This is a genomic window from Spirosoma harenae (assembly GCF_054776975.1).
In genome coordinates, this window is sequence record NZ_BAAHBD010000005.1 from 60,782 (window position 1) to 77,680 (window position 16,899).

The window sequence follows — 16,899 nt, forward strand, 5'->3', positions numbered from 1 at the left end:
CTCACAAAACGCTAAATAATAGGAACGCCAACATGACAACAGCAATGAAAATATCCGAAATCATTGCTAGCCATTCATTTGGGCTAACTGGCTTTTTGACCAGGTGAGTAATACCCGCAATGCCAAAGAAAAGCCCCCCTCCGCAGGCCACTATAACCTGAGCCGCTGGCACATATGCGGATAGTATGGCCATAAGCCCTAAACAGATATTGGCAAAGCCAAGCTCTCTGATAATCACAAAACTTTCCCGAGTTGTAAGGTGAAAAATATCCTGGGCTGTAAAGGCAGGATTGATAGCCTGCCGGATACCTGCCGTAAAGAGCCGAATGCCCACTGCCCAAAACAAAAACCATTTACCTACCAGGTTCATAACGGGGAATGGGACTTTATTGACGAACAAATCAATAAAAATTGAACTCAGCGGTAAAACAAACATCAATAAGATGACCGCGATTGAATAAGAACGGCTAGGTTTAGTTTGACTTTGATGGGCCATTTGTGTTAAATCCTTAAACGATAACTAGAATTCTATGATCTACCTGTTGATGTAAGTCTCCAGTCACCTGCTGATGGCCTGAAGACAGGGCCTTTATCGCCTGCTAGGATATCCCAGAGCGCCTTTTGCCGCGTAACCGGCGTTGTACATGTGCCGAAAGCACGTTTCAAAGGAGGCTTCGCCCTTTGAGAAGTCCCACAGGGGCAACAGGATTATGACCGATACGTCCGTGTCAGGGTCATAAGCCATCACCGAGAGATAGCCCGCAATGGCCCCATTGTGGCCGTAGCCCAGGTTGGCAAACTGGTTGCAGCCCAATCCGTACCTTGGATTCGCCGATGAACCGTCGGTGCGCATAAGGTACGCAGACTGAGGATTGAGCACGTTCTCACCCCGCATCAGTGAACGGATGTAGGTGTTGAGTGCGGTTAACGTACCATATCCGTTGCCTTCGCCCACGTGGGCACTCATATTGACCGGACCAAAGCCTACGCCCCATTTGGCCGATTGCCGGATCAGACTGGCTACACTGGGCAGGGGCAGTAACTGGTCATCGGTCCGGTAGGGAAACGACACGGAGACAGGTACCCGGCTAGCCGGGCCAGTGACGTGATCGTTGAGGTAGTCCGCATAGGTCCTCATCCTACCGCTTTTGGCCGAGTAGACCCGTTCGATGATCCGGCTCAGGATGGTGTAGCCCGTATTGCTGTAGTGGTAGCCCGTACCTGGGGCAAAGTAGCGCAGTTGGTGATCGATCAGGGGCTTTATGAGTTGCTCGGCGGTGAACTGGTGGCTGGAATCCCGGGTTTGGACGTAGTTGACATAACTCTCTCCATTGAGACCGGGCACGGGATCGTTATCCACGTCGTATACCCCAGCGCTGTGCTGCAGGAGCTGCTCAATCGTGATCTGACTTTTGCTGGGAATGTTCCAGTCGGCGCCAGCCGGTACGTAGGGCTCATTGGTACCTGGAATCAGATCAGTGATGTGGGCTTTGTAGTCCAGCCAATCATCCTGATACATCTTCAAGATGGCGGTAGCGGTAAAGTTTTTGGTGTTGCTGGCGAAACGGAAATAGGTTTGGGGGGTGAGGGGTTGACGCCCCGCCGGGACCGAGGAGGCAAAATAGGTCTGGGCAGGGGTTTGGATGAGTACTGTCAGCGAGGGTACCGACTGGCCCAGGCTATCTTCCAGTACCTGCCGCACGCTGTCAACAGCCACCTGGACACGGTTTTGCCGCGCCGGGTCGGTAAATAGGTGATCGTTACAGGACAACACCAGACTACATATACTAAGTATCCCAATAATCGCAAGCCGGGTCGATACGATGTGCCAACGAGCCTGGCTTGCAATTATTGACCCTCTCAAGCATAACAGCTTGTTTATCAATAAAATATAACGCATATAAGTATTCATACGGATTAATGATTAATTAAGAGTACTGCCTGGCTATGAGCTCGTTTTCAGTTAGGGAGTTAGCAAGTCACTTCAACACGATTGGGTTGTCCTAACTAAATTCGGCAGGAACTAAACTGTCTGATAAGAAGATTTTGCGCAGATGATCCAGGAGACGTTGATCCATATAATCTGTTCCATACCAGCTACTGTACCCATCGGGTCTGATGAGCCAGCTGGCTTGGTTTTGTGCACCGTAGGTACGGGCAAATGAGCCATCCTGATCATGTAAAAAGGCGATACCCGGTGCCGAAATGAGTCCATTCGCTGCCGGGCTGATCACTACCATCCGCAGGTATACCCCAATCTTTTCCCCAAATTCAGCTTGTAGTTGCGTTTGTAGAGCATGCAGATCGTCCAGATCAGGAGGTATTAGGTCTCGCCGATAAATCAATAACACATGGGCGGTACCCCGCAGCACATCAAAAAGCCGGAGCGGATAATTGACTCCCACCCGACGCAAACCCAGACAATCGGGTGCCCGATCTCCCGGCTGCAGAGCCGATAGCCGGTCCTCTTCAGGCATGGAGTCAACCCAGGGGCTATTGCGGTACGATACCAGAAGCTGCGTATCCGCCAGACGGTCGGTTTTAAAACCAGAGGCTCCAGTGTTCGTTGCAGCCCGAAGGGAGCGATCAATGACGTTTTCTCCTTCCTCCCGCCGTTCAGGGCTATAGCTATCCAAGAGACTTGCCGGTGAGATGCCCTTTAAGACGAGGGCCATTTTCCAGGCCAGGTTATAGGCGTCCTGTATGCCTGTATTCATGCCCTGACCACCCGTTGGAGGGTGAATATGAGCCGCATCCCCGGCCAGAAACAGATTATCGGCCTGATAAGCGCTGGCCAGCCGCATACTGATTCGGAAAATAGACGACCACCGCAAGTCACTTAACAAAGCAGGCTCACCAACCAGTTGATCGGCTTTTGTCTGAAGGTAGTCCAGACTGAGTGCAGACCGATCGGATTGACGGCCATGATTGGTACCTTCTAGTATTAGGGTCAAATCAGGGGGCGCCACATCCATGGGGGCCAGCATCGATACCCGGTACCGATTGGGTTCCGGTAAGGGAATTGCCACAAAAAATTCGGGGGCGGTATCGGCTGCCGGATAAATGGACTGGAACGATATTCCCCGGGGCACTTGCCAGTCAATCCGCACATCGCCCAGCATAAACGCAAAGGGCATTGTTTCTCCTTCAAAGTCAATGCCAGCGGCCTTTCGTACGAAACTATGGGCACCATCACAACCAATCACGTAGCGAAATCGGCCTTCATGGATCGCACCATCCGCCTGAAGAAGTTGTACTGTAACGCCTTCGGTGTCCTGAACCAGATCAGTCAGCGTAACGCCCCGCTCAATTGTAATACCAACTGTTTGCAATTGCCTGGTCAAAATCCGCTCCGTCTCAGGCTGGGGCAGGCTCAACGGGGCATACGGGCAATCAGCCAAATCGTTAACGAAATCCCGGGCCGGGCCACCGCCGATGGTCACTCGTCGACCACTGATCCAAATTCCGGCGTCAATCGCTTCGTGGAGTATCCCCATATTCTCCCAGACCTCCAGCGTTCGGGCGGTTACGGCCAGGGCCCGGCAAAAAGGGGATGGTTGAGGGAGTGCGTCAATAATCCGACAGCGAATACCATGGCGGGCCAATTCGGCCGCCATCACCAGGCCCACGGGACCGGCACCTACCACAAGAACAGAATGCGTCATTACCAATAGAGTAGAGATTTAGTTACCCCTTTGTCTCAACGTATAAGAAAGATGTGACCAAATCAGGAGTGATGCTCTGATTCTGGTTTATCTCATTAGGGTTTACCGGGGTATCCTAAGGCAGATCGGGCTGCGTAACCAGCGTCATAGATGGCATTGAAGCACTTAAAGAAGGAGTCAGTGTCCTTGGTAAGATCCCACAACGGCAGATAAACCACGATCGATACGTCGGTGGTCGGATCGTAAGCCATCAGGGCCAGGTTGCCAATACGGGCTCCGTTATGACCATAGCCCAGATTTTGGGTAAACGTAGTGCCTAACGCATAGTTGGTGCTACCCGGCGATACAGCGGTTTGCATCATCTTCACCGTTGCCGACGTTAATACATTCTGGCCTTTCATCAGCGAGCGAATGTAGGTATTCAGGGAGGCCATATTGCCGTAGCCGTTGCCTTCGCCCACCTGCGCACTCATGTTGTAATCACCGTATTTCTTCTGAACATTACCCGGCAATAGCTCAAGACCTTCCACTCGGGGGCTGGGCAAGACTGTATCATCGGCCCGAACCGGAAAATGAACGGTAACGGGTACCGGCGCATTTGGCCCCACTACGTAATCGTGCAGATAATCGCCATAGGTTTTAGCGCTCCCGCTTTTGGCCGAGTACACACGCCCGATAATATAGCCTAGCATCGAATAGCCGGTATTGCTATAATGGTGGTTCGTGCCGGGAGCAAAATAAGACAGGTTGTTTAGGATCAACTGCTGTACCATTTCCTCGGTGTTGAACTGATGCGTTGGATCAGCGGTTTGGGTAGCCTCGGTGTAGGACAGGCCATTGAAGCCCGGAACCGGGTCATTGTCTACGTCGAAAACCCCGGCGCTGTGTTGCAGCAATTGCTCGATGGTAATCTGATTTTTATACGGAAAATCCCAGGCTGGTGAGTTGGGTACATACGGCAGATTGGTGCCCGGAATCAGATCGGTGATTTTGGCTTTATAGTTCAGCCAGCCGTCTTCGTGCATATTCATCACAGACGTAGCCGTAAAGTTTTTGGTGTTGCTGGCGAAGCGGAAATAGGTCGTTTCCGTAACCGGCGCGTTGCCGGGTTTGCAGGAATGTGACCGTTGCTGCTTTATCCACTATCGTAACTTGCATATTGTCTCGTTTGAACGTCGTGGCCGGACCCGGCGTTGGATCATTAAAATAGCCTTCAAACATGTGGCTGTAAGCATCCCAGCTAGCCTGCGTCAAGATACTGGTAGCCCCGCCCTGGGCCGTCCAGCTAACGTATGGTTCGTGTGCCCAGTGGCTGGCCCACTTCTCGCGATTTTTCGTAAAAAAAGCCTCGCTTTCATCGGCAATGACTTTTCTGATGGCTGCTTCGTCAATGGCATAATTACTCGCATTTATATCGCCGTTTGACACGGCTACTGTTTTCTGCGCCTGAACCGACCCGACCATACAGGCGAAGCAAATGGCAATCAATAGGTTTTTCATAAGATTTGTAAACCGTTTATGTGGAAAGAAAAAAGGCCTCCTGTCGGGGAAAGTCGATGAAAAGCCTGGCCAATTTTTCGAGACGTGACACGCAATTATATCCTTATCTATGATGGTGAGAACGGCAATGAAATCCCCTTACGGTCAATGCCAGTAACCTGGGCTCAAAAGAACTACTGATTCGGCAAGTCAAAATTGCGGGAGTTGTGTGTAAATGGCAATCGCATAGGTATGCGTATTTTCAAGCTCGCCGGTGTACTTGAGTTAGCCTTTTTACACCAACTTATGCGTCATCGCTTTCACAATGGCTTCCGACCGGGAGTGGACTTGCAGCTTTTCGTAGATGCTGCGGATGTAAGTGCGAACGGTATCAACGGCTATGAAATACTTCTCCCCGATCATTTTATACGTCAGGCCTTCAACTAAACCTTCCAGCACCTCCAGCTCCCGTTTGTTAAGCTGAAACTGATTTTTTGGCGAAGCGTAGGTTCCTTTGACCAGGCCTAATACTTTACGGGCAATCCCCGGTGACATGGGCGAACCGGCATTCATCACCTGCCGAATACCGTCCATGATCTGTTCGGGCGAGGCACTTTTTAACAGGTAACCGGAGGCACCGGCCATAATAGCCTCCAGCACCTTTGTTTCTTCCTCCAGCACGGTGAGGATAATCACCTGCGCCGGAAAGGGTAGTTCAGTGGCTTTTAGTTCACGAGTGCAGTCAATCCCGTTTTTCTCGGGCAGGTCAATGTCCATCAACACGACATCAGGCGCTGAGACCCTAATATCAGCCAGTGCCTCCACCCCCGAACTATAATCACCCACACAGGTGAACTGGGGTGAAAAGTCAAGAAGGGCCTTCAAACCTTTCCGAAAGAGTTCGTTGTCTTCGACAATCACAATACGAATGGGGAGCGGTGGCATAGCCTAAATAAAGTAATGCTTAAAGGTATTCTTTTTATTTCAGGCCAGTCATCGCATACATATGCGGTTTTTTCAGCTTGTCAGCCAGGGGGCAGGTAAAAAAAACAGCAGTACCCTTTTCAGGAGCCGACTGAACGAAGAGCGTGCCGTCTGATTGAGCAGCCCGCTTCTGCATATTGCGAAGCCCATTCCCCCGTTTTGCCGTAGACAGGTCAAAGCCTCTACCATCGTCCTTTATTTCGAGGGTAAGTTGTTCTTTTTTACAGGTCAGACTCACTAGGATGGTTTTAGCCCCGGAGTATTTAAAGGCATTGTTCAGGGCTTCTTTGAAAATAAGATACAGGTTTTTTCGCTTTTCCATCGAGAGATGAACACTTCTAATCGTTTCCTCGATCTGCAGGTTCAGTGCTATGTTTGTTACTTCGGCAAAGGGAAAAGCATAGGTTTTCATCCGGAAAACCATTTCTTCCAGATTATCATTGGCTGGTTCAATCGTCCAGATCATGTCTTTCATGGCCGACACTGTATTACGGGCGGATTCGCTGATCTGGGATAATACCGATTGAAGCTGCGGTGTGGCTTCCCCCTGGCTGTAGAGAACCATTTCGCTTGAAAGCGCAATGCTGCTGAGGGTGGAGCCTAACTCATCATGAAAATCGGCGGCAATCGTAGCCCGGATTTTTTCCAGTTCTCTTTCTTTTTTCAAGCGTTGGTATCGGTAAACATAGATAAACCCACCAGCCAGTACCAGCATGCCCAACGCCAATAGTAATTGATTACGGCGCTGCAGCGAAAGCGCCAGGCTCTTTACTTCATTTTGCTGGCGAAGATTTTTCACGGTCATCCCGTTCACCACGATTGCTTTGTTGTAGTTCTCCAGTTTCAATTGGTTCAGCGAATCGGCCTGTTGCAAATTGCTGACCTGCAGTTGAGCCAACTGCTTTTCGCTGACCAGATTAGTCAGCTGTAGTTGTGTGATTGTGTTTTCATTCTGCAGGTTGCTAAGTGCCAGTTGCTTCAGGGCATTTTCTTTTTGCAGCGAAAGGATCTCTTTTTGTTTTTTCCCTGTCTGCAATTCGAATTGGTAACTGGCTTCCAACACGCCGATCCGATCTAATCGCTGCCGGGCATGCACACTGTCGCGGGCAGCTATAAACTTACGCAGGTAGGTGTTGGCTTGTTGATGGTCGCCACTTTTCTCATAGCCATTCGCCAATACCTCATAACAAAGCCATTCCAGGCTTTTGATCCGGTATTTTTTCGTTAGCGTAATGCTTTGCAACGCATAGCGGATCGCGGCTGTGGTATTGTTCAGTGCGTGGGCTGCCAGGGCAAAACTGTAATAGCTGTAGGCTCTACCCCGCGGATTTTTCACGGTGTCTTCTAGGGCATAAGCTTTCTGAAAGAGTGACAAGGCTTCGGCAGGCTGTTGCAGTTTGAGGTACACATTGCCCGTGTTGTTATACGCCAGCACTTGGGTATATGGGTCGTTGGGATGCAGGTTCAGGTACTGCTGGTAAAGGGAGAGGCTATTTTGGTAATGGCCAAGGTACTCTTCCACGTTGCCCAGGTTCATTAAGATGTCGTACAAAGGACCAGTGCCCGAACGGATGGCTTCTTTATACGCTGTCTCTAAGTAGGCTTTGGCGTTAGGATAATCCTCCACGCGTTTGTAAATCATGCCCATCCGGTTGTTAAGCCTGATAATCAATCCGGGGTCAGTAATGTGTGGAGAAAGCTGCAACGCTTTCAGGCAATAGTCAACGGCCTGCGCGTAATCAAACTTACCAAAATACGCCACCCCCAATTCATAGAAAAGAGCAGCCTCCAGCGCAGGGCTCTTTGCCTTGCGGGCCTGGTTGATTCCTTCGTTTCCATAGCGGATGCAGTCGTCGTACCGAAATTTACCATAACAGTACTGACTTAATGTAACGCTCAGCCCGGCGGCTTCCCTCCAGTTTTGTTGCTGGATAGCGGTCGTACGCTTCTCCTCCAGGCTCGCCTGCAGCGTGTCGATTACGGACTGTTTGGCAGGAATGCGACCGGCTATCGGTGCGTTCGGGTGAACCAGTAGCCGGGATTTGTTTACCTGTTTTTGTTTTTCCCTGCCGGTATCAGGTGCTGATACCGCAGTCTGTTGAAAAATAAGCCAGCAACAAACAATCAGGAGAGTAATCTTCCCCCAGCTAAAGAAACGGTTACGGAACGGAACGAGCTTGAGACAGAACATGGGTAATTACCTGTTATATCGGAGTGGATAGCCAGTAAAAAAGCCTAAACAACCGGTCTATGCTGTGCAAACCCTCATAAGGTGTACCCTTCTGGCTTGATTGCTGGCACAAGTACTCTTTACGCTTGACCTTCAATGTCTTGCTTAGTAGGGGTTCTTCTAAGGGTATACTGTTGGCGAATTCATTCTAAAGATACCACCTGTGGGGCTAATTTGATAAAAGCCGCTTGCCGCGTTTTAGCGAAAGGTACTTCATTAAGCCAGTCTACAAACTGGTAGGGGTTGATTGACGTAGCTATAAAAACAATGTTTAGGGCAATCCAATAGAATGCGAACGTCTTCTGCCCAATCCACGAACACCTTGGGAAAGTCAACCCACAATGCCCACTTATTGGTGATACAAAACTGGTTAACGCCCTGTTCTTATTCTCGAGTGACCTGCTAAGCTGAGATGGTCGGGTTTATCGGCACATGGAACCTGCTTAATTTCGTCGCTGGGCTACCGAAACCGCCGACGCGGCAGGAATAGTATACAATTCCGACAAATTCAGTTTGCCGCTAAACCGGACAACATCAGTAGCTATTATTTGACGATTTGCAAAGGCATTTCACATAGCAGCATGCCTGGGTTATGACATACTTAGCTTTTTTCCATTGGCTCATTCCTAGCCCGCTGAGCTAAGCGCATGACTTGGGTAGCTTGAAAGGCACTGCCACGAGCCGTTTTGAAACCCGCTTTGTTCAACTGGTGGGCAATGGCCACGTATGTGAATTTTGCGCCGAGTAAGGCCTGGACCAAAGCGGTAGCTTCTCGATTATTTTCATTCTCTGCGGCCCGGTTTCGATTTGACTGGGCCGCTTTTGCCGAAACTACTGGATCCTGACATACGCGACCACTCCTACGCCACTGACCGATCCGCAATAATTTTTCATCCAGGGCTTTCTTGGTGCGTTCGCTAATCAGCTTTCGTTCCTGCTGGGCCAAAGCCGCGAAGATGTGAATGGTAAACTCATTGGCATCAGGCATGTCGGCGCATACAAAGCTGACATGGAAGTCCATCAACAACGATACAAAAGTCAAGTTGCGACTGAGCCGGTCCAACTTGGCAATCACCAGGCGGGCTTGATGTTGCTTGGCATAGTCAATGGCTTTAAGCAACTCGGGTCGCCGATCCTGTTTGCCCGACTCAATGTCACAAAATTCAGCAACGATTAGCACTTGATTTTTGACGAAGCTGAGTACGCTACTACGCTGGGCATCGAGTCCTAATCCGGATTGCCCCTGCTTCTTGGTACTCACTCGGTAGTAGGCCACAAAGGTTTGCATGCTGCATGATAGTGTTCCACGGTTATTTTACACATCATTAACGAGCGCGTAAATAATATGTAATATCCAGCAGAATCATTTTAGACATGTGATTTAAGCCCTGACATGATTAAAAAAATGTAAGTGGAACGAGGGGGCATGACTTCCGTCATGGCTTTGTTAAGAGAATGATCTTTTAAACCGAATCCACCTGATAGGATGACAGAGGAAAGAAAACCATCCCATTATCTCTCAGCAGCTATGCAACTAGTGGTAAAGCGAAGTCATTTCAAGCCGTCTATAAATTGACGAGATATCTCCTTGGTGAAAACAGATTTATAGTGTGGAAATGATCCCGCTTAGCAAGTCAAGCCTAGTTTTAACTAGTACAGCTTTTGTTGAACGGACTTTATAGTTCAACTTTTTTAAGAGAATCAGATTTAACGGAAGACTTCAGGAATGCGATCGCTCGTTCTAGGGATATATAAAAGAGGGATCAATTGATAAACATGCATTCAATTTCATTACGCTTTACCAAAGAGTTAACACAACGTCTTAACCAAATGAATATCCGAAGCACCCGGTATAAAGTTGCTCTCTATAAGCATCTTAATCAGGAGCAGCCAGACGGACATAATCTAACCGATGTTAAGGCAGAAAATACAGAGTTCGCCTTCAACATCATGTTTGAGCGCAATAATCCCGAGTCTGAATGGCGATTAGTAACCCCACTTAAATTTACAGATTAACCAAAAGTTCCAACCAAGGAACTCTTGGTATAACCAGTCTTATTCAGTTATTGAAGGGTTTTCGTGGACGATATTGTCAAGCACCTCAAATGAAAATATTCATTTGATTTTTAGTTATTTATAGTGTCAAATCGATTATAAATCGAAGTCTTTCGTTGAACGATTTCAAGACTATTCCGCCAATATATACTAATAGTACAAGACGATTAACAGCAAGAACAAAACTTCGAGCCTGACTAAAACCAGTAGTACTGATTATCGCATTATCTGATTATTAATACAATCAACAGACCCATCTGTTAATCCACTTATTCTTCTAGAACTACTGGTTCTACCTATCTAGGCCATTTTATGATTGGTCCCACATCAGCTTAGTGGAAATCCCCTCTTTTTACTGGAATACCATCAGTTTGTACCGTGTCTTCCAGGCTAGCCCCTCATAGCTTTGTTTCATCAAAAACAGAAATTTCATTTTTGATAAGTGATTGAATTACAGTTATGTATCTCAATTGTTTTAATCAAAATAAGCAATGGTTATTTTGATCAACATGAAACCTCCTTAACAGCCGCTATTACCTGAACTGTATCAATACATACTATCAAGAAAATCATCAATAATCATGAATACAATTAATACTGCCATTTTGAGCGCCCTATTCATTATTATCATGACACTTTCAACAACCGAAGACGGTTTGGCTCAGGCATCCGCCACCGGTGTAAAAAATGTAGTACTGGTTCACGGCACGTGGGCAGATGGCTCAAGCTGGGCTAAAGTAATCCCATTGCTTGAAGCGAAAGGGCTCAATGTCATTGCGGTACAAAACCCTCTTACCTCCTTAGGCGATGACGTAGCGGCTACCAAACGGGCAATCGAATTGATGAATGGTCCCGTTTTACTGGTCGGCCATTCCTGGGGTGGGGTGGTCATTACCGAAGCGGGTAACCACGATAAGGTAACCGGGCTTGTTTACGTAGCCGCAGCTGCGCCTGATGAAGGCCAGTCGTTCCTGGAACTGGTACAGACGGCGGCATCCACGCCCGGCAATGACCAAATAAGACCGGATGCTTATGGATTTGTCAGCATGTCGCCTAAAGGGATCAACGAAGATTTTGCTCAGGATTTACCCGAATCTGAGCGGAAGCTAATGGTGGCGACTCAAGGGCCACAGGCTTTCACGGCATTGAAAGAAAAAATCACCAAAGCAGCCTGGAAAAGCAAACCTTCCTGGTACGTCGTAGCTGCCAATGACCGTATGATTAATCCAGATCTGGAACGGACGCTGGCCAAGAAACTAAAGGCAACCACTCTTGAAGTAAAATCCAGTCACGTAGCTATGCTGGCTCAGCCGGAGAAAGTCGCAGCGTTCATTTTAGAAGCTGCTAAAAAAGTAAAGTCGATGTAAACAATGACATGACTCCCACTTTTGGAATGAATTAGCTTGAAAGTGGGAGTTCTGTTTTTGGAAATTTGGGAATGCTCAGGTCCTAGGGAGACAGTTGATCGTTTAGGAAGAATCCGCTCATTGATTACTACAAGAGACTATGTACCAAAGCCAGACGACCATTTTACTGACCGATGATGACCGCAACGGCGGACCGTGACGATGATCGTTATTTCCTTCGTCAGGCCATCGAGCGAAACATCGGCGTTTCAGCTATTCTGGAGGCCAAAAATGGGGCAGAAGCCTTAGACCTACTGGGGAAACATATTATTCAGTTAGTCATTATGGACATGAACATGCCAGGATTAAATGGTCTGGAAACTCTGGAATTTATTCGTTCGAAAAGTCAACTGTTTTCTACGCCAGTCGTCATGCTCTCTACCAGTGACCAGCCCGAACTAATCATCTCAGCTTATGCAAAAGGGATTAACTCCTTTATCAAGAAACCCGTGCGAGTAGGCGAATATGATCAGATTGCTGATGCGATCAAAGTTTGTTTCCTATCCCTTCCATTGGGTTGACAGCTACTAGATAAATGACAACCAGGCCGCTTTTTCAAGCATTCTGGCTGTCTATCAGGAAATTAAATGAATTATAAAACTCAAGTGATAACCATTCACGAACCAACTATGGATAACCGTATTTTAGGGCTTCATCATATCACGGCTATTGCCAACAACGCGCAGCGTAACTATGATTTTTATACCCATGTGCTGGGCCTACGAATGGTAAAAAAAACCGTCAACTTTGATGATCCTGGCACGTATCATTTTTACTACGGCAACGAGGTCGGCTCGCCCGGAACTATCCTCACTTTTTTCCCTTGGGAAGGCATTGGACCGGGTAGAAACGGTGTGGGTATGGCGACAGAGATCGGCTATTCCGTACCAATTGGAAGTCTGGACAACTGGGCTGGGCGTTTCAGGGAGTTTGGTGTAACAATGGGGGAACAAGCGGAGCGGTTTGGCCAGAATTATTTACCATTTACCGACCCGGATGGGCTAGGCATTGCCCTGATTCAGCATTCGGATACTCGATCAGCCTGGGAAACAGAGGATATTAAACAGGACATGGCAACGCAGGGATTTCATAGTGTTACCTTGAGCCTGCAAAAAATTGAGGCAACTGCCAGCATACTAACCGATATTTTTGGCTATACCCTACAGGGGCAGGAAGGGAATCGTTACCGGTTCATTACGGATGCAACTCCCACTGCCTCCATCGTTGATTTGCTGGAAGAACCAACCGGTACAATTGGTAAAAATGCTGCTGGAACGAATCATCACGTAGCTTTCCGGGTCGCAAATGACACCATCCAGATGGAGTTTCGGGAGAAGATTCTGAGTAAGGGATTACAGATAACCCCCAAAATTGATCGTGATTATTTCTTCTCGCTTTATTTCCGCGAGCCCGGTGGTGTCCTGTTTGAAATTGCTACCGACAATCCCGGCTTTACAGTCGACGAGCCGTTGCAGGAACTGGGTAGTCATTTAAAACTCCCGAAGCAGTACGAATCATCAAGGGGGCGTATTGAAAAGGCTCTTCCGTTATTAGCGGCACAATAGCCAACTAAGTTCATATCGGAACAGACCCTCCAAAGCTACCTCCAAAAACATTGGAGAATCCATTATAACTGGAGGTAGGCTTTGGAATTACGAAAAAGTCAATTTATTGATTTTCAACATATTAACTTAAGTTATCTGTACATATAAGTACGCTTTTCAAAGTGGCATTTTATTGGCAAAGTAGTTCATAGGGGCGGATTAACAGACCTCTATTTAGAACTACTCCCATGATGAAACGTAGGATCCAGCATGAACTTCTAACTGTTCAAGTCGTTGAAACAAACCATTGGCCGTACCCAATTCATGAGCATAATCATTTTGAACTAATCCTGATTCGAAGCGGTAGTGGACAGCACATAATTAATGGAAACCGACATGCTTTCCAGGCTGGAGATGTATTCTTCCTGGGACCGCTGGACAACCATTATTTTGTGATTGACAAACTAACCTGTTTTTGCAGCCTCTCCTTCACCGAGCTTTACATGCGCGGATTAACAACACCTGGAACAGACTGCTGGCCACGTATAAGAGAAAGAGGGCTTACTGATAGCCAACAACTTGTGGGGAGTATCGTTACCGACCGTATCGAACAACAACATCTAAATGCGCTTGCTGAGATGGTTATAACTGAACAGAACAACCACCAACCATTAGTTTCAAACCAGATCGTGGAAGCGTTAATGAAAACGATTCTAAGTTTAGTTGATCGGCAGCTCAGTCAGCAACAGGGTTTACCGGCAACGACTGTTCATTCGTCATCGCTCGTGCAGCGAATTGGGGCGTATATCTGCCACCATATTACCAGACCTGAGTACCTGCGCATGGAAAAAATGGCAGATGTATTCAATTATTCCCAGAGCCATTTGGCCGCCCTGTTTAAACAACAAGCCGGTGAATCCATCAGTCAGTACATTATTCGGTATAAGCTTCAATTGGTTGAAACCCGGTTGCGATTGAGTGGGATGAATATCTCGCAAATAGCTGACGAATTTGATTTTACGGATATCTGCCATCTGAACAAATTATTCAAACGGTATTACCAAACTACGCCTACCGAGTACCGACGAAACTTACTCGGTCCTAACCGCGTCAGCAATGCGTATTTGCAAGCTTCATTCGGTTTGTCAGCAGAGCTCGCCCACACATAGAGTAAACGTAGTAGACACTACGTTACCGCTGACGAACCTACCTTTTCTTCCGTAAACGTCAGACTGATCTGCACCCCATTTAGCTGGTCGATTTGAAGCTTCCCACCCAGTTGTTTACTGAGCCCCCGAATCAGGCTCATACCTAATGTTCGACTTCGGTTCGGGTTTAAATCAGGTGGAAAACCCACGCCATCATCACTGACCGTGAGACGGTACGTCTGATTGGCTACCACGGCAAAGTCAATGGTAAGATTTCCTCGTCTATTAGACGGGAAAGCATACTTTAGCGAATTGGTCACAACTTCATTGAGGATGAGCCCCAGTGGTACCGCCAGAATGACATCAAGCTGAACAGGAGCAATGGCCATTTTTTTGATGACCGTATCCTGTCGGGCGAACGTAACGAGCAAATAATCGACGATCTCCTCAATGTACTCGGCCATTGGAATGGTAGCCAACCGGTCTGATTGATAGAGTTTCTGGTGAGTAAGGGCCATTACGTGCACCCGGTTCTGACTCTCCTGTATGGCTGAAAGAGCGGCCTTATCTTTCAGATAAACGCCCTGAGAATTGAGTAAGCTCGTAATAATCTGAAGGTTATTTTTAACCCGGTGATGGATCTCTTTGAGCATCCACTCTTTTTCTTCCAGCAGCCCTTCCTTTTCCTTCAGCAGATTATCCTTCTCGGTCAAAATAGATTGAAGAGACTCATTTTTCTGATTGATTTCAATCTGTTTGGCTTCCAGTAGTTTATTGCTACGTCGTTTTAATCGGTACTGATTATAACTGACGCCTAGCAACCCTAACAATAAAAAAGTCCCCGCTAATATGCCGTTGCGCGTTGTTTTTTCCTGCGTCAGTTCCTGCTGCTGACGCTGTATCTGCTGCACTTTCTGGGCCGTGGCATAGCGCACTTCCAGTTCAGCGAGCTGCCTCGTTTTTGCTTCATTAAAAATGCTGTCATTCAGCATTTTGTGTAGCCTGAAATGATTGATGGCCGACACATAATTCCCCTCCGTAGAATCCACTTTGTAGAGCATAAGGTGAACATCCTTTATCGTTGACAGCGAGTTTTTCAACGGGGTATAGCTCAGCGATTTCCGGAGAAATAAACCAGCTTTTTTATAATTGTTGCGCTTTAGATAAAACTGGCCAACATCTACCTGCACTTTTTGGGACATCTCGAAATCCCCACCCGACCGATCATACCAGTCAACGGCTTCCAGATAGTATTTTTCAGCCAGCGAGTAATTTTTCAAATCATCATAACAACACGCTAATGCCTGCGCCACACAGCCTTTTTGAATATTATTAATGGGCTTTATTTCATGGACGAGTTCCGCTATCAAACCAAGCGCTTCCTGTGTTTTGTGATGAATCACTAAATCCTGAACAACATGGTAGGCGGCATTGTACAACGAAAAGTTAGGCAGCTTTTCATAGCGCCATTGCTGAAGTGTTTTTTTATACCAGTAGATACTTTCAGCAGGCTTATTTAAATCGCCATATATTTCTGCGACAGTGCCGTAGAAAGCGGCTGCTGACAACGTATCCCGCGATCGGTTCATGCTGCTCAGGCATTGTAAGGCATAATACAAGGCCTTATCATAATTTCCTTTTAATCGATTCACACTAGCCAGACTGCTATAGATATACTGTAATCTAGGATAGTTTATCGCTTTGTACCGTTTCAATACGGTACGAAATTTTTCTTCTGCCAGATCCAGATGACCAAGATCCTCATGGAGGGATGCAATCTGCTCAGCCATCTGAATTTCTTTTTCCGGCCTGTTCAGCGCTTTGTAGAGGGCTTCCGCCTGATTGTAGTATGAAAATGCTTCCGGGTAATTTTTAACGATATACCGCACACAGGTTGCGAAGCGATAGTTGGCATCGGCTTCCATCTCTTTGTCTCCTGTACGCCGACAGTCGTCAATCAATTTGGTGAAATGATCCTTCCCCATTTGAACACTGCCCCCTTCGATGTAGGCTACGCTCAACAGAATCTCTGCTTCGTGCTGCTTTTTGGGCAACTGCAATTTTCTACTTAAGTCGTTTGCCGCATTCAGATAGGTTATAGCGCTGTCTAGATCCGTTTTTACCTCGCCAGCTTTATAGATCTGAAACTTGCCCAGTTCAATCAAGGTAGAAAGCCGGGACGTATCAGCTGTACTCTTCTCCAGCCTGACAATCAATTGATTGGCCATTTCCCGGGTAATATTTTGTCCCGAAGAAGATATAGGGCTCCCCCCTAGAAAGACAACTATCGATACGTACAGAAAAGCAATGCTTGTTGAAAGCTGGCCAGTCAACTTATTCCTTCGGTGAAGAACCAATAGCCCGTTTGACATCAGTTGTGTTCGTTAA

General features: G+C 47.4%; 13 protein-coding genes. 5 read left to right on the plus strand and 8 right to left on the minus strand.

The window, feature by feature from the left end; all coding sequences use genetic code 11:
- Position 1 precedes the first annotated feature (1 nt).
- The 7 genes from ACYVE4_RS03455 to ACYVE4_RS03485 form a co-directional block, all read right to left on the minus strand.
- Positions 2-496 (minus strand): DUF6790 family protein, encoded by a 495-nt coding sequence (locus tag ACYVE4_RS03455; protein WP_460995514.1) that lies wholly within the window; start codon positions 494-496, stop codon positions 2-4.
- A 93-nt stretch (positions 497-589) separates the two neighbouring features.
- Positions 590-1,912: a serine hydrolase domain-containing protein gene (locus ACYVE4_RS03460; RefSeq protein WP_460995515.1), complete on the minus strand. Its 1,323-nt coding sequence runs from the start codon at positions 1,910-1,912 to the stop codon at positions 590-592.
- A 91-nt stretch (positions 1,913-2,003) separates the two neighbouring features.
- Positions 2,004-3,665 (minus strand): FAD-dependent monooxygenase, encoded by a 1,662-nt coding sequence (locus ACYVE4_RS03465; RefSeq protein WP_460995516.1) that lies wholly within the window; start codon positions 3,663-3,665, stop codon positions 2,004-2,006.
- Positions 3,666-3,760: 95 nt separating this feature from the next.
- The gene (locus ACYVE4_RS03470; RefSeq protein WP_460995571.1) at positions 3,761-4,804 is read right to left on the minus strand and encodes a serine hydrolase domain-containing protein; all 1,044 of its coding nucleotides are present in this window, start codon (positions 4,802-4,804) and stop codon (positions 3,761-3,763) included.
- 634 nt (positions 4,805-5,438) lie between these two features.
- Positions 5,439-6,089: a response regulator gene (locus ACYVE4_RS03475; RefSeq protein ID WP_460995517.1), complete on the minus strand. Its 651-nt coding sequence runs from the start codon at positions 6,087-6,089 to the stop codon at positions 5,439-5,441.
- Between the two features lie 34 nt (positions 6,090-6,123).
- The gene (locus ACYVE4_RS03480) at positions 6,124-8,319 is read right to left on the minus strand and encodes a tetratricopeptide repeat-containing sensor histidine kinase (RefSeq protein WP_460995518.1); all 2,196 of its coding nucleotides are present in this window, start codon (positions 8,317-8,319) and stop codon (positions 6,124-6,126) included.
- Positions 8,320-8,959: 640 nt separating this feature from the next.
- On the minus strand, positions 8,960-9,646 hold the full coding sequence (locus ACYVE4_RS03485) for a recombinase family protein (RefSeq protein ID WP_460995519.1): 687 nt from the start codon (positions 9,644-9,646) through the stop codon (positions 8,960-8,962).
- A 488-nt stretch (positions 9,647-10,134) separates the two neighbouring features.
- On the opposite strand from ACYVE4_RS03485, the gene ACYVE4_RS03490 reads away from it, so the two are divergent.
- The 5 genes from ACYVE4_RS03490 to ACYVE4_RS03510 all read left to right on the plus strand — a co-directional run bounded on the left by ACYVE4_RS03490 (position 10,135) and on the right by ACYVE4_RS03510 (position 14,532).
- Positions 10,135-10,374 (plus strand): hypothetical protein, encoded by a 240-nt coding sequence (locus tag ACYVE4_RS03490; protein ID WP_460995520.1) that lies wholly within the window; start codon positions 10,135-10,137, stop codon positions 10,372-10,374.
- Positions 10,375-10,994: 620 nt separating this feature from the next.
- Entirely contained in the window at positions 10,995-11,780 is a 786-nt protein-coding gene (locus ACYVE4_RS03495; RefSeq protein ID WP_460995521.1) for an alpha/beta fold hydrolase, read from the plus strand.
- 173 nt (positions 11,781-11,953) lie between these two features.
- Positions 11,954-12,340 (plus strand): response regulator, encoded by a 387-nt coding sequence (locus ACYVE4_RS03500; protein ID WP_460995522.1) that lies wholly within the window; start codon positions 11,954-11,956, stop codon positions 12,338-12,340.
- Positions 12,341-12,448: 108 nt separating this feature from the next.
- On the plus strand, positions 12,449-13,384 hold the full coding sequence (locus ACYVE4_RS03505; RefSeq protein WP_460995523.1) for a ring-cleaving dioxygenase: 936 nt from the start codon (positions 12,449-12,451) through the stop codon (positions 13,382-13,384).
- 227 nt (positions 13,385-13,611) lie between these two features.
- Positions 13,612-14,532, plus strand: a complete 921-nt coding sequence (locus ACYVE4_RS03510) for a helix-turn-helix domain-containing protein (RefSeq protein ID WP_460995524.1) — start codon at positions 13,612-13,614, stop codon at positions 14,530-14,532.
- Positions 14,533-14,549: 17 nt separating this feature from the next.
- Here ACYVE4_RS03510 and ACYVE4_RS03515 read toward each other — a convergent pair whose 3' ends face one another.
- Complete coding sequence (locus ACYVE4_RS03515; protein WP_460995525.1) at positions 14,550-16,739, minus strand: tetratricopeptide repeat-containing sensor histidine kinase; 2,190 nt, start codon at positions 16,737-16,739, stop codon at positions 14,550-14,552.
- Between the last annotated feature and the right edge of the window lie 160 nt (positions 16,740-16,899).

What these genes read in the sequence shown, in the direction of transcription:
- ACYVE4_RS03455 (WP_460995514.1), bottom strand. Translation starts at nt 496, where the DNA reads ATGGCCCATCAAAGTCAAACTAAACCTAGCCGTTCTTATTCAATCGCG.
- ACYVE4_RS03460 (WP_460995515.1), bottom strand. Translation starts at nt 1,912, where the DNA reads ATGAATACTTATATGCGTTATATTTTATTGATAAACAAGCTGTTATGC.
- ACYVE4_RS03465 (WP_460995516.1), bottom strand. Translation starts at nt 3,665, where the DNA reads ATGACGCATTCTGTTCTTGTGGTAGGTGCCGGTCCCGTGGGCCTGGTG.
- ACYVE4_RS03475 (WP_460995517.1), bottom strand. Translation starts at nt 6,089, where the DNA reads ATGCCACCGCTCCCCATTCGTATTGTGATTGTCGAAGACAACGAACTC.
- ACYVE4_RS03480 (WP_460995518.1), bottom strand. Translation starts at nt 8,319, where the DNA reads ATGTTCTGTCTCAAGCTCGTTCCGTTCCGTAACCGTTTCTTTAGCTGG.
- ACYVE4_RS03485 (WP_460995519.1), bottom strand. Translation starts at nt 9,646, where the DNA reads ATGCAAACCTTTGTGGCCTACTACCGAGTGAGTACCAAGAAGCAGGGG.
- ACYVE4_RS03490 (WP_460995520.1), top strand. Translation starts at nt 10,135, where the DNA reads ATGCATTCAATTTCATTACGCTTTACCAAAGAGTTAACACAACGTCTT.
- ACYVE4_RS03495 (WP_460995521.1), top strand. Translation starts at nt 10,995, where the DNA reads ATGAATACAATTAATACTGCCATTTTGAGCGCCCTATTCATTATTATC.
- ACYVE4_RS03500 (WP_460995522.1), top strand. Translation starts at nt 11,954, where the DNA reads ATGATGACCGCAACGGCGGACCGTGACGATGATCGTTATTTCCTTCGT.
- ACYVE4_RS03505 (WP_460995523.1), top strand. Translation starts at nt 12,449, where the DNA reads ATGGATAACCGTATTTTAGGGCTTCATCATATCACGGCTATTGCCAAC.
- ACYVE4_RS03510 (WP_460995524.1), top strand. Translation starts at nt 13,612, where the DNA reads ATGATGAAACGTAGGATCCAGCATGAACTTCTAACTGTTCAAGTCGTT.
- ACYVE4_RS03515 (WP_460995525.1), bottom strand. Translation starts at nt 16,739, where the DNA reads ATGGCCAATCAATTGATTGTCAGGCTGGAGAAGAGTACAGCTGATACG.